This window comes from Schumannella luteola (assembly GCF_013408685.1).
Taxonomy (GTDB): domain Bacteria; phylum Actinomycetota; class Actinomycetes; order Actinomycetales; family Microbacteriaceae; genus Schumannella; species Schumannella luteola.
In genome coordinates, this window is sequence record NZ_JACBZY010000001.1 from 2,326,155 (window position 1) to 2,348,020 (window position 21,866).

Genomic DNA, 21,866 nt, shown 5'->3' on the forward strand with positions numbered 1-21,866 from the left:
GCGGGTGCGCGCCGGTGGCGGATGCGCTGGCATGCTGACGCGATGACCTCCACCGAGCAGGGCGACCCCACACATGCGCCGGAAGCCCCCGCGGCGCCGATCCCGCCCTCGCAGTGGGCTCAGCCGATGTACCCGGGTCAGCCGCTCCAGCCGATCCGCACCAACCTGCTCGCGATCATCGGCTTCGTCGGCGTCTTCCTCATGCCCGTGATCGGGATCGTGCTCGGCATCATGGCGAAGCGGCAGATCGCCGTCACCGGCGAAGCGGGCGAGGGCCTCGCGAAGTGGGCCTACATCCTCGGCGTGCTCGGCACGATCCTGCAGGCGGTCTTCTTCGTGGTCTGGATCGCCCTGTTCCTGCAGTTCGCGTCGATGGCGCCGACGGGACTGTGACGGGCGTCGAGGAGACGCTGAAGCGACCCCGTAGCCACGCGCGCCGACGTCGACGTCGGCGACGACGGCGAGTCAGCCCGCGGATAGTGCGCGGGTGGAAGCTGTTCGTGATCGTGCTGTGCGGCTTGGGATTCGTGGCTTCGATCGGCGTCGGCGCCGTGGCACTGGTGGATGCGGGCAAGCCCGCCATCTGGGGAACGTTCACCGAGACGCGCACCGAGCTCCGGGTCGGATACAAGGGGGCCACCCGCACGGTGAGCTTCGGCGACTGGGTCAGTGATGACGGCGCGAGACACCTCGACGACACCGAACTCGACGGCGAGCCCGGCAAAGATCGCACAGCGCGCGCCTACATCCGGCCCACCGGCACTCTGGACGGCGAGACAGTCGTGCATGCTGAGGACTCCGGCAACCCGATGCTGATCGTCGCGGGCGTGTTCGCGCTACTGGCGCTGGGCTCGGGCGTTGCGCGCACGATCGAGTTCGTGCACACGCGCCGCGAGTACGCCCGCATCTCGTCCTGACCGCCGACCGGCGTCATGCTCGAGGATGACGGAACCCGCACGCGCGACCGCCAGGCTGGGATGCGGCCCGCGAGCTGCGCGGGTGCTCGAGGAGGAACATGACCGCCGACGCGCCGGCCCCCGCCGCAGCCGCCCCCGATCAGACCGCACACGATGCCGTGACCAGCCCGGCGCCCCCGGCGCAGGCCGACGTCATCAGTCCGTCGACCGGCCGCGCATCCACCGCCCGCCTCATCGCGATCGACATCGCCCGCTTCATCGCGATCGTCGGGATGATGGGCAATCACCTGGCGCTCGGCTACTTCGAGCCGCTGACGGTCGCGGTGAGCGGGTTCCCGTCGACGCTGTTCGCCGTGCTCGGGGGAGTGAGCGCGGTGCTGTCGACGCGCAAGTACGTCGAGAACGGGCAGCGGCTCGCGGCATCCCTCTCGCTCGCGGCGCGCGGAGCGGTCGTGGGCCTCATCGGCGTCGCGCTCGGGCTGACGCCCACCTTCGTCGCGGTGGTGCTCGTCTACTACGGGGTCGGGATGATCGTGACCGCGGTGCTGCTGCACCTGCCGAGCCCCGTGCTGCTCGCGCTCGCTGCGGCGCTCGCCGTGGGCGGACCGCACCTCAACCTGCTCGTGCACGACGTCGCCCAGCTCGACACGCTCGGCGAGCTCAGCTATGCCGACCCCTTCCAGTTCCTGCGGTCGGTCGCGTTCACGGGCACCTATCCGGTCATCACGTGGCTCGCGTACATGCTGGCGGGCGTGCTCGCGGCGCGGGTGCTGCTGAACCCCGAGCGACTGCGGTCCGCTGTGCGACTCGTCGCGGTGGGAGCGGGGATGCTGGCTGCCGCCATCGCCGCCGACCTCATCAGCCGTCCGGCGGTGCTCGACGCGATCATGGCGAAGGGGCTCGAGCGCGGGGAGGCGGAGTACCTGGTGACCGGCGACGGCTTCGGCGCCCCGATCGACTCGAGCTGGGTCGCGCTCGTCAACGCCGCGCCGCACACGGGCTCGACCGGTGACATCGTGCGCACGGTCGGCGCCGCGCTGCTGCTGATCGGCGTGCTCGTCGCGATCGGCGAGCTGTGGCGCCGTCGGGTCGCGGCGACCTCGCTCAACGCGGCGGCGGAGCGCGCTCGCCGCGTGCCGCTGCTGCTGCGCCCCATCGCGGCGGCCGGATCCGCCCCGCTGACCCTCTACACGCTGCACATCCTGGCGACCGCGGCGATCACGACCCTCATCACCCAGGATCTCGGCTTCGACGTCTTCGGCGGATCGGGCCAGGCGCCGTGGTGGCTCATGGGTCCGGGAGCGTGGGGTGTCCACGTGCTCGCGGCTCTCGCCTTCGGTGTCGTCCTGGCGATCGTGAAGCGTCGCGGTCCGCTCGAGGCGCTCGCGAGTCTGGTGGCGCGGGCGGCTGCCCGACTCGGCTGAGCTCAGCGCGAGTCGGGCCGCCGCGCACCCGCCTCAGGCCGGCGTGCCGTCCGCGATCGCGTCGAGCTCGGCGACCTGCTCGGGCGTGAGCTCGACCGCGCCGGCGGCGACGTTCTGCTCGAGGTGATCGACCGAACCGGTGCCGGGGATCAGCAGCACGTTCGGTGCGTGCGCGAGCAGCCAGGCGAGCCCGACCTGCGCGGGCGTCGCGCCGACCGCGGCGGCGACGCGCTGCACGGCCGGCTGCTCGGCGACCTTCGGCGCGTTCGGGAAGGCCGAGCCGAGCGGGAAGAACGGCACCCAGGCGATGCCGTGCTCGAGGGCGAGCGCGAGCAGGTCCTCGTCGCCGCGCGCCACGAGGCTGTAGGCGTTCTGGATTTCGCCGATCCCGGCCGGCAGCGCCTGGCGCAGCTGGGCGGCATCCACGTTGCTGAGCCCGATGGAGCGGATGAGGCCCTCGTCGCGCATCGCGATCATCTCGCCCAGCTGGTCGTCGAGCGGCACGATCTGGTCGCCGGTCGCGATGATGCCGTGGCCGGCGTCGGTGCGGCGCAGGTTGACGAGATCGAGGTGGTCGCGGCCGAGCGTGCGCAGGTTCTGCTCCACCTGGGCGCGCAGCTCGGCGGGCTTCTGTGCGACGACGAGCGGCACGGGCGCGTCGGGATCCGACGCCCGCACGGCGCCGACCTTGGTGGCGATCGCGATGTCGTCGGCGCTGCCGAGCGCGGTGCGGATGCGGCGGTTGGCGGTGTCGTCGCCGTAGAAGTGCGAGGTGTCGATGTGGTCGACGCCGAGCTCGACGGCCCGGCGCAGCACGGCCGTGGCCTCTTCGTCGCTCGGCAGCGCGCGACCGGGCAGCTCGCCGAGCTGCATCGCGCCGAAGCCGATGCGGGCGACGGGGCGCGGCCCGAGCGGGAAGGCGCCGCCGGGGATGGGGCGGTCGTCGGGGGTGGCGGATGCGGTGGTGTCGGTCATGATCGGCCTCCGTAGGTCGGCTGGGGCGGCGATGCCGTGGGATGATCACTAGGCGGAGGTTCCTCCGCTTGCGGCACGCTAACACAATCGGAGGTGCCTCCGCTTATGGTCCCCACGGTCGAATCCACCGGGAGCGCACCCGAGCGCGCAGTTCGAGGCGCGGACCCGAGCGCTCCGCCGCGCTTGCGCGCCGACGCCCAGCGCAATCGCGACGCCCTCGTCGAGGCGGCGCGCGCCGCGTTCCTCGAGGGCGGGCACGACGACGGGGGACAGGAGGCGTCGCTCGAGGCGATCGCCCGCCGGGCGGGCGTCGGAATCGGCACGCTCTACCGCCACTTCCCGACGCGATCCGACCTCATCGCCGCTGTGCACGCCGCCGGGCTCGACGCGGTCACGGCCCTGGTCGTGCCGCTGCAGGCGGAGCATGCACCGTTCGAGGCGCTGCGCCGCTGGATCGAGGCGTACAGCGAGTTCTCGCTCACCAAGCGCGGCATGGCCGAGGCGCTGCGCGAGGCCGCGGAGTCGGGCACCGTGTCGAAGACGAGCACCCGCGAGCGGGTGACCGCGGCCGTCGACCAGCTGCTGTCCGCCGCGAAGGAGTCGGGGGAGGTGCGCGCCGACGTGCGCGCTGACGACGTGGCGGCGAGCCTCGTCGGCATCTTCCTGACGACGCGCGACGCCGCCGACCGCGACCAGCCCGCGCGCCTGATCGAGCTGGTGCTCGCCGGCATCCGCGCCTGAGAGTCCATCTGCCGCGGGATACTGGCCGACGTGGATGACAGCGTGAGCACGGCGGTCGCCGAGGCTCGCGTCGCCCTGGCGCAGGCGGTCGAGCGACTCGCCGCAGCCGGAGCCCGCACCGAGCTGCGCGCCGAGATCGTCGAGCCGCGTCGGGTGCTCGGCGTGCGCCGCGCCCCGCGGCTGCAGGCCCGTGGTCGCGTCTGGCGGCTCGGAGCGCTGCTGCTCGACGATCACGGCGGCCTCTTCGCCACCGGCGCGAGCGTGCGCGCCGCCGATCCGAAGCACTCAGCCCTGCAGTCCTCGGTCGCGCACGACCGGCGCGAGGTGAAGGTGCTGGCGCGCGCGGCCGGCATCCCCGACGGCGAGACCGTCGATCTGGATGCGCTGCCGCTGCACCTCGACGAGCTCGCGCCGGGAGCGCCGCAGGGTCCGATCGTGCTCGGCGACGACGGCGTGCGGGTCGTCTGGGCGCCGGGAGCGGCAGCGGTGCCCCTCGCCGCGTACCTGGCCGAGCGAGTGGAGCTGCTGGCGCATCCGCCTCGAGGCTCGGTCGACTGACGACGGCGCGAGCGAACTGGGCCCGATCGCAGAGCCCGCCCGTGGAGCCCACGTGCGGCGGGCATCCAGGCAGCCCGGCCTAGGATTCCCGGGTGTCCGTGCCCTTCCCGATCGTTCGCCCGCGCGTGCGTCGGAGCCCGCTGCTGCTCGGGCTGGTCGCGATCATCGCCTTCGCCGCAGCGCTGGTGAACGCCGGTTCGGCTGCCGGGTTCCCCTACTCGCCGCTCAGCGGTCTGCTCAACGCGCTGGTCACCATCCATCTGGTCGTGATCGCCGTCGTGCTCGGCGGCTCGGCCATCGTGCTGCTGGTCAAGGCGAATCGGGGCGAGGGCGGTGTCGTCGAGCCGCTCGTGATCGACCGCTCGGGCGCGCCGGTCGTCGACCGCGTGCCCGTGCCAATCATGTCGATCGTCGGCACCGTGCTGACCGGGGTGACGATCGCCGCCTGGATCATCCTCGGCGGCGTGCCGCTCGTCGTCGGCGTCGTGATCGGCCACCCGCTCAGCTATCAGTCGGCCACCGGCCCGCTCGCGCTCTTCGGGCTCACCTGGGTGCTCGGCATCTGCTTCGGCGCGCTCGGCTTCCATCGTGCCGAGAGCGCCCGCAACCGGCTGTTCTCCGGCCTCGCGATCGGCGGCGGCGTGCTGCTGATGGCGCCGGCGGTCGGCTTCTCGATCCTCTTCGCGGCGGGCGTCGCGGCCTGAGTCGTCGCGGCGCGGGCTGAGTCGTCCCAGCCCGGGCGTCGGCGCTTGCTAGGCTGACGCCGCAATCGAATATCGGCCGCACGCGCGGCGGGAGAGTCTGGTTCGACCAGACACCGAAGGAGCAAGCCTCCCCGCCAATCTCTCAGGTCACAGCACCGCTGCGCGAGGCCACTCTGAAAAGCGTCCGCATCGCGGGCCGCCCACGGTGAAAGCGCCCACCCGGCGTGAAACTCTCAGGCACCATGACAGAGGGGGAGTCCCGTCCACGGCCCGCGTGCTTCACGGAGGACTCCTCGATGACCGATCCTGCTCTCCCCGCCGACGGCGTTCCCGCGCCGCTGCGCCGCTCGCCGCTGCATGACGCGACCTCCGCGTCCGGCGCCAGCTTCACCGACTTCGGCGGCTGGGACATGCCGCTGCGCTACGGCTCCGACCTGGCCGAGCATCACGCGGTGCGCCAGGCCGCGGGTCTCTTCGACATCTCGCACATGGCCGAGTTCGGGGTGAGCGGTCCGCAGGCGGCGGAGTTCCTGGATGCGGCTCTCGCCGCCGACGTCAGCGCGATCGCGGTGTCGCGGGCGAAATACACGATGATCCTCGCCGAGGACGGCGGCGTGATCGACGACCTGATCGTCTACCGCAACGCCGAGGCCGAGTACCTGGTCGTCGCGAACGCCGGCAACCACGACGCCGTCGCGCAGGCGCTGCTGGAACGGCTGCAGGGCTTCGACGCGACTCTCGCCGACGCGACCGAGGCGCTCGCCCTGATCGCGGTGCAGGGGCCGCTCGCGCGGCAGATCCTGCACGCGACGGCCGGTCTCGAGCACGACGACGACAAGGCGATGGGCCACACGCTCGACACCCTGCCCTACTACGCGATCATGGGCGCCGTGTTCGCCGGCCGTCCGCTGTTGATCGCCCGCACCGGCTACACGGGCGAAGACGGCTTCGAACTCTACGTCGACGCCGCGACCGCGCCGCTGCTCTGGTCGGCGCTGCTCGAGGCGGGCACGCCGCTGGGACTGCTCCCCGCCGGACTCGCCGCTCGCGACACCCTCCGCCTCGAGGCGGGGATGCCGCTCTACGGTCACGAGCTGGGTCGCGACATCCAGCCCGCGCAGGCCGGGCTCGGCCGGATCGCCCCGCCCGCCTCGAAGGCGGTCGACTTCGTCGGCCGCGCCGCCGTCGAGGCCGGTCCCGCCGCCGACTCTCGCGTGCTCGTCGGCCTCGCCGCCGAAGGGCGCCGCGCCGGCCGTGCCGGCTACGCCGTGCTCGCGCCCGAGGGCGAGGGAGGAGCCGCCGTCGGCGAGATCACCTCCGGCGCGCTCTCGCCCACCCTCGGCCACCCCATCGCCCTCGCCTTCGTCGACCCCGCCGTCGCGGCCGTCGGCCAGGTTCTCGACCTCGACGTGCGCGGCAGCCGCATCCCGGCCCGCGTCGTCGCCCTGCCCTTCTACACACGGAAGAAGTGAACATGTCCGAGCTTCAGTACACCGCCGAGCACGAGTGGATCGCCGTCGACGGCGACGTCGCCACCATCGGCATCACCGCCTACGCCGCCGAGAAGCTCGGCGACGTCGTCTACGTCGACCTGCCGGCTGCCGGCACCGCTCTGACCTCGGGCGCCGTCGTCGGCGAGATCGAGTCGACCAAGTCGGTCGGCGAGCTCTTCGCCCCCACTGACGGCGAGGTCGTCGAGGCCAACCAGGCCGTGATCGACGACCCCTCGCTGGTCAACTCCGACCCGACCGGTGACGGCTGGATGATCCGCGTGCGCTTCACCGCGCTGCCGAGCCTGCTCAGCGCGGAGGAGTACGCCGCGCTCACCGCCGAGTGAGCGGCCAGGGAGCCGGCGCCCGGCCGATCGTCGGCGCCGGTCGCCTCGGCGAGGTCTTCGCCGACCGCCACATCGGCCTCGACCGCGCCGCCGAGGCGCACATGCTCGAGGTCGTCGGCTACGACTCCGTCGACGCGCTGATGGATGCGGCGGTGCCCGCCGGCATCCGCCTGCAGCCCGGAGAGTCCGACGGCACCGCCGCGCTGCCGCCCGCCGCGAGCGAGCGCGAGGCGCTGGCCGAGCTGCGCGCCCTCGCCGACCGCAACACCGTGCGCCGCTCGATGATCGGCCTCGGCTACTACGGCACGGTCACGCCGGCCGTGATCCAGCGCAACGTGCTCGAGAACCCGAGCTGGTACACGGCCTACACGCCGTACCAGCCCGAGATCTCGCAGGGCCGTCTCGAGGCGCTCATCAACTTCCAGACGATGGTCGCCGACCTGACCGGCCTGACCACGGCGAACGCCTCGATGCTCGACGAGGGCACCGCGGTGGTCGAGGGGATGCTGCTCGCGCGCCGCGCCTCGAAGTCGACGTCGGACGTGTTCCTGGTCGACGCGGACGTGCTGCCGCAGACCCGCGCGCTGCTGCAGCATCGCGCCGAGGCGGTCGGGATCGAGCTGCGCTTCGCCGACCTGGCCGACGCTGCTGACTCGGGTGACGCCGCGATCGCCGAGGTCGCCGCCGACGTCTTCGGCGTCGTCGCGCAGTACCCCGGCGCCTCCGGCCGGCTCGCCGACCCGAGGGCCGTCTTCGCCGCCGTCAAGGCCGGGGGAGGCGTCGCCGTCGCGGCGACCGACCTGCTCGCTCTCACGCTGATCGCCGCGCCCGGCGAGCTCGGCGCCGACGTCGCCGTCGGCAGCTCGCAGCGCTTCGGCGTGCCCATGGGCTTCGGCGGCCCGCACGCCGGGTTCATGGCCGTGCGCGCGGGACTCGAGCGCCAGCTCCCCGGCCGCCTCGTCGGCGTCTCGCAGGATGCGGCCGGTCACGCCGCCTACCGTCTCTCGTTGCAGACGCGCGAGCAGCACATCCGCCGTGAGAAGGCGACGAGCAACATCTGCACCGCGCAGGTGCTGCTCGCCGTCATGGCATCGATGTACGCCGTCTACCACGGCCCCGCCGGTCTCAAGCGGATCGCCCACCGGGTCAACCGCACCGCGACCCGCGTCGCCGAGGCGCTCGGCGACGCCGTCGTGCACCGCGCCTTCTTCGACACCGTGCTCGTGCGGGTGCCCGGCACCGCGCACCGCGTGGCCGCCGACGCGCGCGACCTCGACCTGCTGCTGCACGTCGTCGACGACGACCACATCCAGTTCAGCGTCGACGAGACGACGACCGACGAAGAGGCGACGACCGTCGCCCGCCTCATCGGCGCGGCCCTCGGCACGCCCGACGCGGCCCTGCCGTTCAAGGCGACGCTCGTCAGCGTCCAGCCGCCGCTCGTGCGCGAGAGCGATTACCTCACGCACCCGGTGTTCGATACGCACCATTCCGAGACCGGCATGATGCGCTATCTCAAGCACCTGGCCGACAAGGACTACGCGCTCGACCGGGGCATGATCCCGCTCGGCTCGTGCACCATGAAGCTCAATGCGGCCACCGAGATGGCGGCCGTGACGTGGCCCGAGTTCGCCGACCTGCACCCCTTCGCCCCCGAGGCGGATGTCGAGGGCTCGCTCCAGTTGATCGAGCAGCTGCAGTCGTGGCTCGCGACCGTCACCGGCTACGACCGCGTCTCGCTGCAGCCGAACGCCGGCAGCCAGGGCGAGCTCGCCGGACTCCTCGCGATCCGCGGCTACCACCTCAGCCGCGGGGATGCCGCCCGCACGATCTGCCTCATCCCGTCGAGCGCGCACGGCACCAATGCCGCCAGCGCCGTGCTCGCCGGCATGCGCGTCGTCGTCGTCGCCTGCACCGACACCGGTGACGTCGACCTCGACGACCTGCGCGCCAAGATCGCCCAGCACGCCGACGAGATCGCCGCGCTCATGATCACCTACCCGTCGACGCACGGCGTCTACGAGCACGAGGTGCGCGCCATCGCGGATGCCGTGCACGAGGCCGGCGGGCAGGTCTACGTCGACGGCGCGAACCTCAACGCGCTGCTCGGCTACGCCCGCTTCGGCGACTTCGGCGGCGACGTCTCGCACCTCAACCTGCACAAGACGTTCTGCATCCCGCACGGCGGCGGCGGACCCGGCGTCGGACCGGTCGCGGCGAAGGCGCACCTCGCGCCGTTCCTGCCGGGCCACCCGCTGCAGCAGCGCGACACGATCGACCGCGACGGCGCGACCCTGCCCGACCACCACAACATCGTCAGCGCGGCGCCGTACGGCAGCCCGAGCATCCTGCCGATCTCCTGGTCGTACGTGCGGATGATGGGCGCCGACGGACTCAAGCGCGCCACCGGTGCGGCTGTGCTCGCCGCGAACTACCTCGCCGTGCGACTGCGCGAGGCGTTCCCGGTGCTCTACTCGGGCGACAACGGTCTCGTCGCGCACGAGTGCATCCTCGACCTGCGCCCGCTGCGCGAGGCGACCGGCGTGACCGTCGACGACGTGGCCAAGCGCCTCATCGACTACGGCTTCCACGCGCCGACGATGTCGTTCCCGGTCGCGGGCACGCTCATGGTCGAGCCGACCGAGAGCGAAGACCTCGCCGAGCTCGACCGCTTCGTCGAGGCGATGATCGCCATCCGCGCCGAGGCCGACGCCGTCGCCGCGGGGGAGTGGACGCACGACGACAACCCGCTCGTGAACGCGCCTCACACGGCCGAGAGCGTCGTCGTCGGCGAGTGGACGCACCCCTACGACCGCGAGCGCGCGGTCTACCCGGTGCGCTCCCTCGTGGCCGGCAAGTACTGGCCGCCGGTGCGTCGCATCGACCAGGCGTACGGCGACCGCAACCTCGTCTGCGCCTGCCCGCCGGTCGAGGCCTTCGCCTAGGGACTCAGGCCTCGACCGGCGGGCCGGCTGCGCCTGGCTGTGCTAGTCACCGCTCCTGCGGAGCGCGGCCGGTCGAAGCCTTCGCCTAGGGGCTCAGGCCTCGACCGGCGGGCCGGCTGCGCCTGGCTGTGCTTGTCACCGCTCCTGCGGAGCGCGGCCGGTCGAGGCCTTCGCCTGATCTGATCCCGAGTTGCCCGCTTCCGCGGCGTGTCGAGTCCGGCATGCCGCGGAAGCGGGCAACTGGCCCATCTGGCCGAGCGAGACGCTCAGCGGCCGACGCCGAAGAGCGCGGGGAACGTGGATGCGGCCCACGGGTAGCCGATGAACACGACCGCGTCGATGATCGTGTGCGCGATCACCAGCGGAAGCACCCGCTTCGTGCGCGAGTACAGCCAGCCGAAGATCAGCCCCATGATCAGGTTGCCGACGAATCCGCCCCAGCCCTGGTACAGGTGGTAGCTGCCGCGCAGCAGGGCGGCGCCGACGATGATCGTCCAGTCCTTCCACCCGGCATCGCGCAGCCGGGCGAAGAGGTACCCGATCACGATGACCTCCTCGCTCGCGCCCGCGCGGAACGCCGAGAGCAGCAGCACCGGGATCGTCCACCAGTGCTCGGTGAGCCCGTTCGCCTGCACCCCGACCGCGAGGCCGAGTGCACGCGCGCCCAGGTAGACGCCGATGCCGCCGGCGCCGATGACGAGGGCGAGACCGAGGCCCTGCAGCGCATCCTTGCCGGGGCGGGTGAAGTCGATGCCGAGGCGGCCGAGTCGCGGACGCGTCGCGCTCCACAGCAGGAAGCAGACGAGCGCGACCGGAACGAGATCGCCGACCAGCGAGAGCAGCTGGTAGAGCAGATCGAAGATCTCGCGGTCGCTGCGCGAGGGGTTGAGCGTCGTCGTCTGACCACGCAGCGGGCCGCGGGTGCTCGCGTCGATCAGCTGCACGATCGAGTACAGCGCCGAGAGGCCGAGCGACAGCCCGAGCACGATCAGGACCTCGGCATGGATGCGGGCGCGGCTCACGCGACGATCGTAGGCGTGCGTCGTCGTCGCAGCGCGCGCGGCCACCCAGGCGTCGTCAGCGCGGCGATCCGTCACCGACCGACGCACCCGGTGGGGCGTTCGGAGGACACGCCCGCCCCGGCGTTCGCGGGCTCGCCGCCGGAGCTAGTCCGGCCGAGGCGCACGATTCCGCCGAATCGGGGTACATATCGGCGCATATGTGCAGATCGCGCAACATATCGCGCCGATCATTTCCGAGAGGTAACGTTTCCCCCGGGGATTTGGCCGGGGTACACCCGCGACCTATCGTTTCCCCAGGACACGGCGGTGTGTTTCTGCATGCGCACTGTCGTGAAGCTTTCTGCACAGGAGGAACATTGCGAATCTCTCGGATGGGGGCGATCGTCGGCGGCATCGCCCTGGCGACCACCGTCGCCCTGGCCGGATGCGCCACGGGGGGCGGCTCCAACGGCGCCGACTCGGGCATCATCTCGACCAACGGCTCTGAGCCCCAGAACCCGCTGATCCCGACGAACACCAACGAGGTCGGCGGAGGAAAGATCCTCGACGCCATCTTCGCGGGGCTCGTCTACTACGAGGCGGACGGCACCCCCGTCAACGATCTCGCCGAGTCGATCACCTCGACCGACCAGCAGAACTACACCGTGAAGATCAAGTCGGGCGAGAAGTTCTCGAACGGCGAGGCCGTCACCTCCGACTCCTTCATCAACGCGTGGAAGGATGGCGCCCTCCTCTCGAACAAGCGCCTCAACTCCTACTTCTTCGAGGACATCCAGGGCTTCAGCTACGACGAGGACAGCGATCTCACCGGTCTGAAGAAGGTCGACGACCAGACCTTCACGATCGCGCTGAACTCGAAGCTCGCGGACTTCCCGCTGCGCCTCGGCTACTCGGCCTTCTACCCGCTGCCGAAGGACGCCTTCGACAGCAAGGGCCAGGTCACCAAGGCCTTCGGTGAGAACCCCGTCGGCAACGGCCCGTACAAGCTGGCGAGCAAGACCGCCTGGCAGCACAACAAGAAGATCGACCTGACGACGAACTCGTCGTACACGGGTGGTCGCAAGGCCGACAACAAGGGTCTGTCGATCGTCTTCTACTCCGACCTCGGCGCCGCCTACCAGGACCTGCTGAGCGACAACCTCGACGTGCTCGACGCGCTGCCCGACTCGGCCTTCGCGAACTTCAAGAGCGACCTCGGCGACCGCGCCATCAACACCCCCGGCGCCGTCTTCCAGTCGTTCACGATCCCGTCGGACACGACGAATTACACCGACCAGACCGCGTTCGCGCACTTCCAGGGCGACGAGGGCAAGCTGCGTCGCGCCGCGATCTCGCACGCGATCGACCGCGACACCATCACGGAGAAGATCTTCGACGGAACCCGCACCCCGGCGGTCGACTTCACGTCGCCGACGATCTCGGGCTTCAACAAGGACATCGCCGGCTCGGACGTGCTGAAGTACGACCCCGACGAGGCCAAGAAGCTGTGGGCTGAGGCCGACGCGATCTCGCCGTGGTCGGGTTCGTTCTCGATCGCGTACAACACCGACGGCGGCCACAAGGGCTGGGTCGACGCGGTCTGCAACGGTCTGAACAACAACCTCAAGGGCATGGACTGCTCCGGCAAGGCGTACCCGACCTTCCAGCAGGCGCGTCAGCTCATCTCGAAGAACGACGCCGGCAAGCGCGACATCACGACCGCGTTCCGCAGCGGATGGCAGGCCGACTACCCGGGTCTGTTCAACTTCCTGGGGCCGTTGTACGCCACCAACGCGAGCTCGAACGACGGTGACTACTCGAACGCCGACTTCGACAACCTGCTGAAGGAGGGCTCGAGCGAGCCCGACATCGACAAGGCCAACGCGAAGTTCACGCAGGCCGAGGAAGTCCTCTTCAAGGACCTTCCGGCGATCCCGCTCTGGTACCAGAACACCGTCGGTGGATTCAGCACCAAGGTGGAGAACGTCAAGGTGGGCTGGAACAGCGTGCCGATCTACTACCAGATCACCAAGAAGTAAGCACCCTTGCTTCACCCGTGGGGCGGCAGCGTCAGCTGCCGCCCCACACCCGTGACACCACCACGAAAGAAACCATCCTCATGACCCGACGTCTGGCCGGTTGATCCCATGGTCTTCTACGTCATCCGCCGAATCCTGCAGGCGATCCCTGTACTCATCGGCACCACGTTCCTCATCTACTTCCTCGTCTTCGCGATGCCGGGCGACCCGGTCGCCGCGCTGTTCGGCGACAAGCAGCCGAACGCCGAGCTGCTCAAGGCGCTGCGTGAGCAGTACCACCTCAACGAGCCGTTCATCGTGCAGTACCTCTACTACCTGCGCGATGTCGTCACCGGCAACTTCGGCACCTCCTTCTCGGGGCAGTCCGTCAACGCCGTGCTCGCCGACACGATCCCCGTGACCGCGCGACTCGCGCTCATGGCCGTCATCCTCGAGATGATCGTCGGCGTCGCCATCGGCCTCGTCGCCGGCCTGCGCAAGGGCAAGCTCTTCGACCTCAGCTCGCTCGTGGTCAGCCTGCTCTTCCTCTCGGTGCCGATCTTCGTGATCGCCTTCATCGGCCAGTTCGGCCTCGGATTCAAGCTCGGGCTGTTCCCGACGACGGTCGGCGCCGACGCGTCGATCCCGCGACTGCTGCTCCCGGCGATCGTCCTCGCGGCGAGCCTCGTCGCCGTCAACATCCGCCTCACCCGCGGATCGGTGATCGAGACGCTCGGAAACGACTTCGTGCGCACCGCCTTCTCGAAGGGGCTCTCGCGCGGCCGCGTCATCCGCGTGCACGTGCTGCGCAACTCGCTCATCCCCGTGACCACGCAGCTGGGCGCCGACTTCGGCATCCTGCTGGTCGGCGCGACCGTGACCGAGGGCATCTTCAACGTGCCCGGCGTCGGTCAGACCCTGTATCAGGCGATCATCCGCGGAGAACGACCCACCGTCGTGTCGTTCGTCACCGTGATGGTGCTGTTCTACCTCGTGGTGAACATCGTCATCGACCTGGTCTACGCCGTTCTCGACCCGAGGATCCGCTATGTCAAGTAACACCGTGCCGCGCCGGAGCGCGGAGCACTTCGTCGCGCCCGTCAGCGAGACCCCGGTCGCGGCGATCGACCAGGTCAAGCTCGATGACAAGCGCAGCAACCTGTGGACGGATGCCTGGCGCGACCTGCGTCATCGCCCGCTGTTCTGGGTGTCCGTCGCGTTCATCCTGCTCTTCATCGTCGTGGCGATCGCGCCGGGCCTCTTCACCCAGGTGCCCCCGAACGCGCAGTGCGTTCTGGGCAACAGCAACGGAGCGCCGACGGCTGAGCACATCCTCGGATACACGAAGCAGGGCTGCGACGTCTTCTCGCGCATCGTCCACGGCGCCGGAGCCTCGCTCTCGGTCGGCTTCCTCGTGATCGCGATGTCGGGCATCACCGGCGCGCTGCTCGGATCGATCGCCGGCTTCTTCGGCGGGTGGGTCGACAGCGTGCTGATGCGCCTCGGCGACATCTTCTTCTCGATCCCCTACATCCTCGCGGCCGTCGTGATCATGTCGGTCTTCGCCGCCTACGTGAACGTCTTCGTCATCGCCCTGGCAATCGGCGCGTTCACCTGGCCGTCGACCGCCCGCGTCATGAGGTCGGAGGTGCTGCGCGTGAAGAACTCCGACTTCGTCATGGCCGGCACCGCGCTCGGTCAGAGCCGCATCGCGCTGATGTTCAAGCACGTGCTGCCCAACGCGATCGCCCCGGTCATCGTCGTCACCACCCTGTCGCTCGCCGCGGCGATCACCGCGGAGGCGACCCTGTCGTTCCTCGGCGTCGGACTGCCGGCCGGCGTCATGTCGTGGGGCAACGACATCTCCGACGCGCAGACCGACCTGCGTTCCAACCCGGCGACGCTCATCTACCCGTCGATCGCGCTGACCATCACGGTGCTCAGCTTCGTGATCTTCGGTGAGATGCTGCGCGAGTCCCTCGACCCGAAGGCGCGTGCACAGCGATGACCGACCAGCGAACCCCTCTGCTCGAGGTCAAGGACCTCGAGGTCACCTTCCGCACGCAGCGCGGTGAGGTGCGGGCGCTCAACGGCGTCAACTTCACGATCGAACACGGCGAGACCGTCGCGATCGTCGGCGAGTCCGGCTCGGGCAAGTCGACCACCGCGGCCGCGATCATCAACCTGCTGCCGGGAACCGGCAAGATCAGCGCCGGTCAGGTGCTGTTCGAGGGCAAGGATCTGGCTCAGGCGTCGCGGACGGAGCTCGAGGACATCCGCGGCAAGGAGATCGGCTTCGTGCCGCAGGATCCGATGTCGAACCTCAACCCCGTGTGGTCGGTCGGCTTCCAGGTCGAGGAGACGATCCGCGCGAACGGCGTCGCCACGAGCGCGCGCGAGGTCAAGAAGAAGGCCGTCGAGGTGCTCAAGCAGGCCGGCCTCGAGGACGCGGACAAGCGCATGCGCCAGTTCCCGCACCAGTTCTCCGGCGGCATGCGCCAGCGCGTGCTGATCGGCATCGGTCTGTCGGGCGACCCGAAGCTGCTCATCGCCGACGAGCCCACCTCGGCGCTCGACGTGACTGTGCAGCGCCGCATCCTCGACCACCTGGGCAGCCTCACCGGAGATGCGGGCACCGCGGTGCTCTTCATCACCCACGACCTCGGCCTCGCGGCCGAGCGCGCCGAGAAGCTGATCGTCATGTACAAGGGCGACATCGTCGAGGCGGGGCCGTCGATCGAGGTGCTGCAGAACCCGCTGCACCCCTACACGCAGCGTCTGATCGCGGCGGCGCCGAGCCTCGCCTCGCGCCGCATCCAGGCCAGCGACAAGAAGCTGGGCGATCTCACGCACGCCGACCAGTCGCTCGGCGACAGCGTCGACCTGATCTCGGCCGCCGAGGAGCGCGCCGAGCACCTCGCCGCGAACCCGACCGAGTCGGTCATCCAGATCAAGGACCTGACGAAGGTCTTCAAGATCCGCACGGGCGGCTTCCGCAGCGTCGACTTCACCGCGGTCGACAAGGTCAGCATCGACATCAAGAAGGGCACCACCACGGCGCTCGTCGGCGAGTCGGGCTCGGGCAAGTCGACGGTGGCGAAGCTGCTGCTCGGCCTCGAGAAGGCGACCTCGGGCTCGATCTCGGTCAAGGGCCGCGACATCACGACGCTGAGCGGGCGCGAGCTGTTCGGCCTGCGTCGCACGATGCAGCCGGTCTTCCAGGACCCGTACGGCACCCTCGACCCGTTGGTCAACATCGGCAACACGATCGCCGAGCCGCTCAAGATCCACAAGGTCGGCGACCGCGACTCGCGTCGTGCCCGCGTGACCGAGCTGCTCGACCAGGTGGCGCTGCCGACCGCGTTGGCCGACCGCTACCCGAACGAGCTCTCGGGCGGTCAGCGTCAGCGTGTCGCCGTCGCTCGCGCGCTCGCGCTCAAGCCGGAGATCATCGTGCTCGACGAGGCCGTCTCGGCGCTCGACGTGCTCGTGCAGGCGCAGATCCTGCAGCTGCTCGCCGAGCTGCAGAGCGAGCTCGGGCTCACGTACCTCTTCATCACCCACGACCTCGCGGTCGTGCGCGTGATCGCCGACAACGTCGCGGTCATGCAGAAGGGGCGCATCGTCGAGGCCGCGTCGACCGACCAGGTCTTCGAGTCGCCGCAGCAGCAGTACACGCGCGATCTGCTCGACGCGATCCCCGGAGCCGGCATCAAGCTCGGCGTCTGAGGCGCGAGTCGATCCGACACGAAGGCCCCGCATCCGATGAGGATGCGGGGCCTTCGTCGTGCGCGGGGTGCAAGGTGCGGGGTGCGGGCGGCGCTGGACACATGCGATGCGGCGGCGCGGCGGGTGCGGCGATGCGGCGATGCGGCGCCCGGGCGTACGTCGGAGCGGGTCTCAGGCGGCGACGGCCGGGATGAGCAGCAGGAGCAGCACGACCGTGACGGCGGGCACCCACCAGTCGACGCGCACGACGACCCCGGCAGCGAATGGCGCCGGTCCGGCAGTCGTGACCGAGGCATCGTCGGTGACGCCTGCCCGCTCGTCCCGTTCCGCCGCGGCGGCGAGCCAGCGGTCGATCACGAGGTGCGTCGGCGGCAGCGCGGCCCGCCCGGCTCGGCTGTTCGCGGCGCGCAGGCTCTGATCTTCGGCGACGGCGCGCGGCGCCCGGTCGAGACCGGCGGCCGGCGCGCCCCACGAGCGCACCAGGCGGCCGTCGACGAGGTGCGCGCGCAGCTGGTAGCGGCTCTCGAGGTGATCGATCGCCGCCCAGGGCAGCTCGAAGCGGCGCCACACGTTGACGACCTCCAGCCGGTCGCGGCTGACGACGACGCTCGGTCGAACCAGCACGGCGAACAGCAGCCAGGCGACGAGCAGGATCCACGGCAGGGCGCGCAGCGCGACGCCCCACTGCCCCCGCACGATCGCGTCGCCGAGCAGGAAGAGCCCGACGGCGACGACGACGCCGACGAGCCAGATCGAACTGGGGGAGCGCAGCACCAGCCGCTCTCGCGAGCGGCGGTCGGCGGCGGAGTCGGTCATGGCATCCAGCCTGGCATGCCGTGACTGCGCGACCGGTGCGCCCCGAGGTCAGACGGCGACGTCGAAGCGCTCCTCCTCGGCCCAGTGGCAGCGCACCTCGCGGTCGTGCACCGACCGGGCTGCCGGATCCTCTTCGGCGCAGCGCCGCTGACGATCTTCGGGCAGCAGCTTGTAGAGCGGGCAGCGGCTGCGGAACGGGCACCCGGTGATCTCGTCCAGCGGCGAGGGCAGGTCTCCCTGCAGCAGCACCCGGCTGCGCGTGCGCTCGACCTGCGGGTCGGGCACCGGCACCGCCGAGAACAGCGCCTGGGTGTAGGGATGCCGCGGGTCGCTGAAGATGAGTTCGGCGGGCCCGTACTCGACGATGCGGCCGAGGTACATGACGGCCACGTCGTCGGCGATGTGCCGCACGACGGCGAGGTCGTGGGCGACGAACAGATACGACAGCCCGAGCTGCGCCTTGAGATCTTCGAGCAGATTGAGCACGCCCGCCTGCACCGAGACGTCGAGCGCCGAGACGGGCTCGTCGAGCACGAGGATCTTCGGCTCGACGATCAGCGCGCGGGCGATGCCGATGCGCTGCCGCTGGCCGCCCGAGAACTGGTGCGGGTAGCGGTTCGCGAAGCTCGGCTCGAGGCCGACGAGCTCGAGCATGCGCGCGACGCGGCGCAGCTGCTCGTCTTTCGGCACCCCGGTGACGGTGAGCGGCTCGGCGATGATGTCCTGCACCGACATGCGCGGGTCGAGCGAGGCCATCGGGTCCTGGAACACGATCTGGATCTCGCTGCGCAGCTTGCGCCGGTCGGCCGCGCTGAGCGTCGCGGTGTCGACGCCGTTGACGGCGATCGAGCCGAACTGCGCCTTCGCGAGCTCCATGAGCTCGAGGATCGTCGTCGTCTTGCCCGATCCCGACTCGCCGACGAGTCCGAGGGTCGTGCCGCGGTCGATCGAGAAGCTGACGCCGTCGACGGCCTTGACGGTGCCGATGCGGCGACGGAACACCGTCCCCTTCATGACCGGGAAGGTGCGCTTGACGTCGCGCAGCTCGACCACCGGCGCCGACTCGACGCGGGCCACCGGGGCGGCTTCGACCTCTTCCGGCCGCGGGAAGATGTCGGGGCGGCGCAGGCTGCCCGAGGCGATCTCCTCGGCGCGGATGCAGGCCGCGCTGTGATCAGCGGCGCCGGCGACCGGCAGCAGCGCCGGCTCTTCGCCGCGACAGGCGGCGAAGGCGGCGGGGCAGCGATCGGCGAAGGGGCATCCCTTCGGCACCTGGGTCAGCAGCGGCGGGCGCCCCTCGAGCGGCACGAGGCGCTCCTCACGCGGTGCCGCCATGTTCGGCATCGAGCGCAGCAGGCCGATCGTGTACGGCATCGCGGGGGCGGCGAAGAGCTGATCGACCGGCGCCTGCTCGACGATGCGCCCGGCGTACATCACCGCGACGCGGTCTGCGTTGCCGGCGACGACGCCGAGATCGTGGGTGATGAGCACGACGGCGGCGCCGGTGATCTCCTTGGCCTTCTGCAGCACCTCGAGGATCTGCGCCTGGATCGTGACGTCGAGGGCCGTGGTCGGCTCGTCGGCGATGATCAGCTTCGGGTCGTTCGCGATAGCGATCGCGATCATGGCGCGCTGGCGCATCCCGCCCGAGAACTCGTGCGGGAAGCTGTCGACGCGACGCTGCGGATTCGGGATGCCGACGACGCCGAGCAGTTCGACCGCGCGAGCGCGGGCGGCCTGGTTCGAGATCGACCGGTCGTGCAGCTTGAGGCCCTCGATGATCTGCTGCCCGATCGTGTACACGGGGGTGAGCGCCGAGAGCGGATCCTGGAAGATCATCGCGATCTCGCTGCCGCGGATGCGCGAGAGCTGCTTGTCGTCGAGGTCGAGCAGCTCGCGGCCGTCGAAGCGGATGCTGCCCGAGACCTGCGCGCTCGACGGCAGCAGGCCCATGACGGCGGTCGACGACACCGACTTGCCCGAGCCAGACTCGCCGACGATGCCGAGGAACTCGCCTCGGTTCACCTCGTAGCTCACGCCGCGCACGGCGTGCACCTGCTGTCGCTGACCGCCGAAGGTGACCCGCAGGTCGTCGACGCGGAGAAGAGGCTCAGTCACGGTTGGCTCCCGAGGTCGGGTCGATGGCGTCGCGGAAGGCGTCGCCGAGCAGGCTGGTCGCGAGCACCGTCGCGACGAGCGTCGCGGCGGGGAGCAGGAACAGCCACGGGCGGGTCACGGCGGCGCCGCTGTAGCCGGCGAGCAGCGATCCCAGCGACACGTCCGGCGTCTGGATGCCGAACCCGAAGTAGCTCAGCGTCGACTCGAAGATGATCGCGGCCCCGACGCCGAGGGTGGCGTCGATGATGAGCAGCGAGGCGACGTTGGGGATGATGTGGCGGCGGATGATCGTGAACGGCTTCACGCCCATGTACCGCGCCGCCTTGACGAAGTCGCGTTCGCGCAGCGACATCGTCTGACCGCGCACGACGCGGGCCATGACCATCCAGCTGAACACCGCGATGAGGAGGACCAGCGCGACCCAGCTCAGCTGCTTGAAGACGGGGCTGATGAGAACCAGGATGAAGAACGAGGGGATGACCAGCAGCAGGTCGATGACCCAGACGATCACCCGGTCGACCACGCCGCCGAAGTAGCCGGCGATCGCGCCGACGAAGCCGGCGATGAGCGTCGCGAGCGGCCCGGCGATGAGGCCGATGATGATCGACTTCTGCAGCCCGACGAGGGTCTGGGCGTAGATGTCCTGTCCGATGTCGTTGGTGCCGAACCAGTGGCCGTTTCCGGGAGGGGCGCCGAAGGCGAGCACGTCGGAGTCGGTCGCGTTGAAGGGCGCGAGCAGCGGGCCGACGAAGGCCCAGAGCGTGATCAGCGCGAGCACGATCGCGCCGATCCAGGCGCGCTTGGCCGAGAAGGTGCGGCGCAGCACGCCGTGCCGGGTGTCGGCGGGGGTGGAGGCGGCGGAGTCGGCCTCGGTGTCGACGGTCGTGGTCGTCGGGTCGATCGACGTCATCAGACCCTCACTCTCGGGTCGAGGGCGGCATAGAGGAAGTCGGCGAGGGTGCCGGAGATGAGCACGAGGATGGCGGTGAACAGGATCGTCCCGGCGCCGGCGTTGATGTCGTTGTTGCCGATGCTCTGGATCAGGTACTCGCCCATCCCGTGCCAGCTGAAGGCCAGCTCGGTCACGCTCGCGCCGGTGAGCACGAGGCCGAAGGAGTAGGCGAAGAAGGTCGACATGGGGATGAGGGCGACGCGCACGCCGTGGCGGAACATCGCCGAGCCGCGGGTGCGCCCCTTCGAGCGGGCCGTGCGGATGTAGTCGGCGCTCATCACGTCGAGCATCGCCGAGCGCTGGTAGCGCGAGTACGACGCGACAGCGATCAGCGTCAGCGTGATGGTCGGCAGCAGCAGGTGGATGAGCCGGTCGCCCAGCTGGGTGAAGAAGCCGCCTTGCAACCCGGGTGTGTATTCGCCGGTGAAGTTGATCAGCTGGGTTCCGGCGGCGCCATTGAGCCCGGTCGCGAGGATCATCAGCACGACCGCGATGACGAAGGTCGGGGTCGCGAAGACCACGAACGAGGCGTAGGTCGTCACCTGGTCCGAGGCCCGGTACTGGCGTACCGCGCCCCACACGCCGATGAGCACGCCGATGACGGCGCCGAGCACGGTGCCGATGATGAGCAGCCGCAGGCTCGTGCCCGAGCGGGCGAAGATGTCGGCCGTCACCTCGGTGCCGCGCGTGCTGACGCCGAGCGAACCGGTGGTCACGAGGTGGGTGATCCAGTTGCCCAGACGCACGAGAAGCGGCACGTCGGGGTTGGCGCCGAGTCGATTCAGCGCGGTGTCGATCGCGGCCTGCGGAACCGGGGGATTCCGACCGAGGAACCGGGCTTCGGGATTGAGGGTCGAGCTGATGAGCAGGTAGCCGAGAACCGTGGCGACCGAGGTGAGGGCGATGTAGTTGAGCAGCCTCTTGAGCAGGAATCCAGCCACATCTCGCCTTTCTCAACGGCACGCCCGTCGCCTCGTCGCGACGCGTAAAACCTACCGTCTGCTCGGGGAATCGACGACGCCAGCGGGTTCGCCGCGCCGTCGCTCAGTCTCGACAGCCATCGTTTCAGGGCTGTTTCCCCGATGGTTCAGCAACATAACAAAACGTCATCGGCCGTGGGTCTACCCCCGC

General features: G+C 70.3%; 19 protein-coding genes and 2 riboswitches. Of the genes, 13 read left to right on the forward strand and 6 right to left on the reverse strand.

Annotated features, from left to right (window positions below; all coding sequences use genetic code 11):
- Nucleotides 1-42 precede the first annotated feature (42 nt).
- From BJ979_RS10475 to BJ979_RS10485, 3 genes are all read left to right on the forward strand, one after another.
- Complete coding sequence (locus tag BJ979_RS10475; RefSeq protein ID WP_246286746.1) at nucleotides 43-393, forward strand: DUF4190 domain-containing protein; 351 nt, start codon at nucleotides 43-45, stop codon at nucleotides 391-393.
- A 107-nt stretch (nucleotides 394-500) separates the two neighbouring features.
- Nucleotides 501-917 carry a hypothetical protein gene (locus BJ979_RS10480; protein WP_179567671.1) on the forward strand — a complete coding sequence of 139 codons (417 nt, stop codon included), beginning with the start codon at nucleotides 501-503 and terminating at the stop codon, nucleotides 915-917.
- Nucleotides 918-1,015: 98 nt separating this feature from the next.
- A complete protein-coding gene (locus BJ979_RS10485) occupies nucleotides 1,016-2,341 on the forward strand; it encodes a heparan-alpha-glucosaminide N-acetyltransferase domain-containing protein (protein ID WP_179567673.1) in 1,326 nt (441 codons plus the stop codon).
- Nucleotides 2,342-2,374: 33 nt separating this feature from the next.
- Here BJ979_RS10485 and BJ979_RS10490 read toward each other — a convergent pair whose 3' ends face one another.
- Nucleotides 2,375-3,316 carry an aldo/keto reductase gene (locus BJ979_RS10490; RefSeq protein WP_179567675.1) on the reverse strand — a complete coding sequence of 314 codons (942 nt, stop codon included), beginning with the start codon at nucleotides 3,314-3,316 and terminating at the stop codon, nucleotides 2,375-2,377.
- 183 nt (nucleotides 3,317-3,499) lie between these two features.
- Here BJ979_RS10490 and BJ979_RS10495 point away from each other — a divergent pair, with 183 nt between their 5' ends.
- From BJ979_RS10495 to gcvP, 6 genes are all read left to right on the forward strand, one after another.
- Entirely contained in the window at nucleotides 3,500-4,057 is a 558-nt protein-coding gene (locus tag BJ979_RS10495; RefSeq protein ID WP_246286747.1) for a TetR/AcrR family transcriptional regulator, read from the forward strand.
- A 30-nt stretch (nucleotides 4,058-4,087) separates the two neighbouring features.
- Nucleotides 4,088-4,615, forward strand: coding sequence for a hypothetical protein (locus tag BJ979_RS10500; protein WP_179567677.1), 528 nt, complete (start codon nucleotides 4,088-4,090; stop codon nucleotides 4,613-4,615).
- Nucleotides 4,616-4,707: 92 nt separating this feature from the next.
- A complete protein-coding gene (locus BJ979_RS10505; RefSeq protein ID WP_179567678.1) occupies nucleotides 4,708-5,319 on the forward strand; it encodes a hypothetical protein in 612 nt (203 codons plus the stop codon).
- Between the two features lie 78 nt (nucleotides 5,320-5,397).
- A riboswitch (glycine riboswitch) is annotated at nucleotides 5,398-5,487 on the forward strand.
- A riboswitch (glycine riboswitch) is annotated at nucleotides 5,488-5,575 on the forward strand.
- A gap of 40 nt (nucleotides 5,576-5,615) precedes the next feature.
- A complete protein-coding gene (gcvT, locus tag BJ979_RS10510) occupies nucleotides 5,616-6,791 on the forward strand; it encodes a glycine cleavage system aminomethyltransferase GcvT (RefSeq protein WP_179567679.1) in 1,176 nt (391 codons plus the stop codon).
- A gap of 2 nt (nucleotides 6,792-6,793) precedes the next feature.
- A complete protein-coding gene (gene gcvH, locus BJ979_RS10515) occupies nucleotides 6,794-7,156 on the forward strand; it encodes a glycine cleavage system protein GcvH (RefSeq protein WP_179567680.1) in 363 nt (120 codons plus the stop codon).
- 101 nt (nucleotides 7,157-7,257) lie between these two features.
- Nucleotides 7,258-10,101: an aminomethyl-transferring glycine dehydrogenase gene (gcvP, locus tag BJ979_RS10520; protein WP_218853740.1), complete on the forward strand. Its 2,844-nt coding sequence runs from the start codon at nucleotides 7,258-7,260 to the stop codon at nucleotides 10,099-10,101.
- A 266-nt stretch (nucleotides 10,102-10,367) separates the two neighbouring features.
- On the opposite strand, the gene BJ979_RS10525 is transcribed toward gcvP, so the two are convergent.
- On the reverse strand, nucleotides 10,368-11,123 hold the full coding sequence (locus BJ979_RS10525) for a CPBP family intramembrane glutamic endopeptidase (protein ID WP_179567681.1): 756 nt from the start codon (nucleotides 11,121-11,123) through the stop codon (nucleotides 10,368-10,370).
- Nucleotides 11,124-11,494: 371 nt separating this feature from the next.
- Between BJ979_RS10525 and BJ979_RS10530 the strand changes: the two genes are divergently transcribed.
- The 4 genes from BJ979_RS10530 to BJ979_RS10545 all read left to right on the forward strand — a co-directional run bounded on the left by BJ979_RS10530 (nucleotide 11,495) and on the right by BJ979_RS10545 (nucleotide 16,849).
- Nucleotides 11,495-13,141, forward strand: a complete 1,647-nt coding sequence (locus tag BJ979_RS10530) for a peptide ABC transporter substrate-binding protein (RefSeq protein ID WP_179567683.1) — start codon at nucleotides 11,495-11,497, stop codon at nucleotides 13,139-13,141.
- A gap of 108 nt (nucleotides 13,142-13,249) precedes the next feature.
- Nucleotides 13,250-14,179 (forward strand): ABC transporter permease, encoded by a 930-nt coding sequence (locus BJ979_RS10535; RefSeq protein ID WP_179567684.1) that lies wholly within the window; start codon nucleotides 13,250-13,252, stop codon nucleotides 14,177-14,179.
- Entirely contained in the window at nucleotides 14,169-15,128 is a 960-nt protein-coding gene (locus BJ979_RS10540) for an ABC transporter permease (protein WP_179567685.1), read from the forward strand. Before BJ979_RS10535 ends, BJ979_RS10540 begins: the two co-directional genes overlap by 11 nt.
- On the forward strand, nucleotides 15,125-16,849 hold the full coding sequence (locus tag BJ979_RS10545) for a dipeptide ABC transporter ATP-binding protein (protein ID WP_179567686.1): 1,725 nt from the start codon (nucleotides 15,125-15,127) through the stop codon (nucleotides 16,847-16,849). Before BJ979_RS10540 ends, BJ979_RS10545 begins: the two co-directional genes overlap by 4 nt.
- Before the next feature lie 171 nt (nucleotides 16,850-17,020).
- Here the strand turns inward: BJ979_RS10545 and BJ979_RS10550 are convergent, their stop codons facing one another.
- Genes BJ979_RS10550 through BJ979_RS10565 form a run of 4 tightly spaced genes read right to left on the reverse strand, consistent with a single transcriptional unit; the run spans nucleotide 17,021 to nucleotide 21,676 of the window.
- Complete coding sequence (locus tag BJ979_RS10550; RefSeq protein WP_179567687.1) at nucleotides 17,021-17,665, reverse strand: PH domain-containing protein; 645 nt, start codon at nucleotides 17,663-17,665, stop codon at nucleotides 17,021-17,023.
- 48 nt (nucleotides 17,666-17,713) lie between these two features.
- Nucleotides 17,714-19,783, reverse strand: a complete 2,070-nt coding sequence (locus tag BJ979_RS10555) for a dipeptide ABC transporter ATP-binding protein (RefSeq protein ID WP_179567688.1) — start codon at nucleotides 19,781-19,783, stop codon at nucleotides 17,714-17,716.
- On the reverse strand, nucleotides 19,776-20,693 hold the full coding sequence (locus tag BJ979_RS10560) for an ABC transporter permease (protein WP_179567690.1): 918 nt from the start codon (nucleotides 20,691-20,693) through the stop codon (nucleotides 19,776-19,778). The genes BJ979_RS10555 and BJ979_RS10560 overlap by 8 nt, the downstream gene beginning before the upstream one ends.
- The gene (locus BJ979_RS10565; RefSeq protein WP_179567692.1) at nucleotides 20,693-21,676 is read right to left on the reverse strand and encodes an ABC transporter permease; all 984 of its coding nucleotides are present in this window, start codon (nucleotides 21,674-21,676) and stop codon (nucleotides 20,693-20,695) included. The genes BJ979_RS10560 and BJ979_RS10565 overlap by 1 nt, the downstream gene beginning before the upstream one ends.
- Nucleotides 21,677-21,866 lie beyond the last annotated feature (190 nt).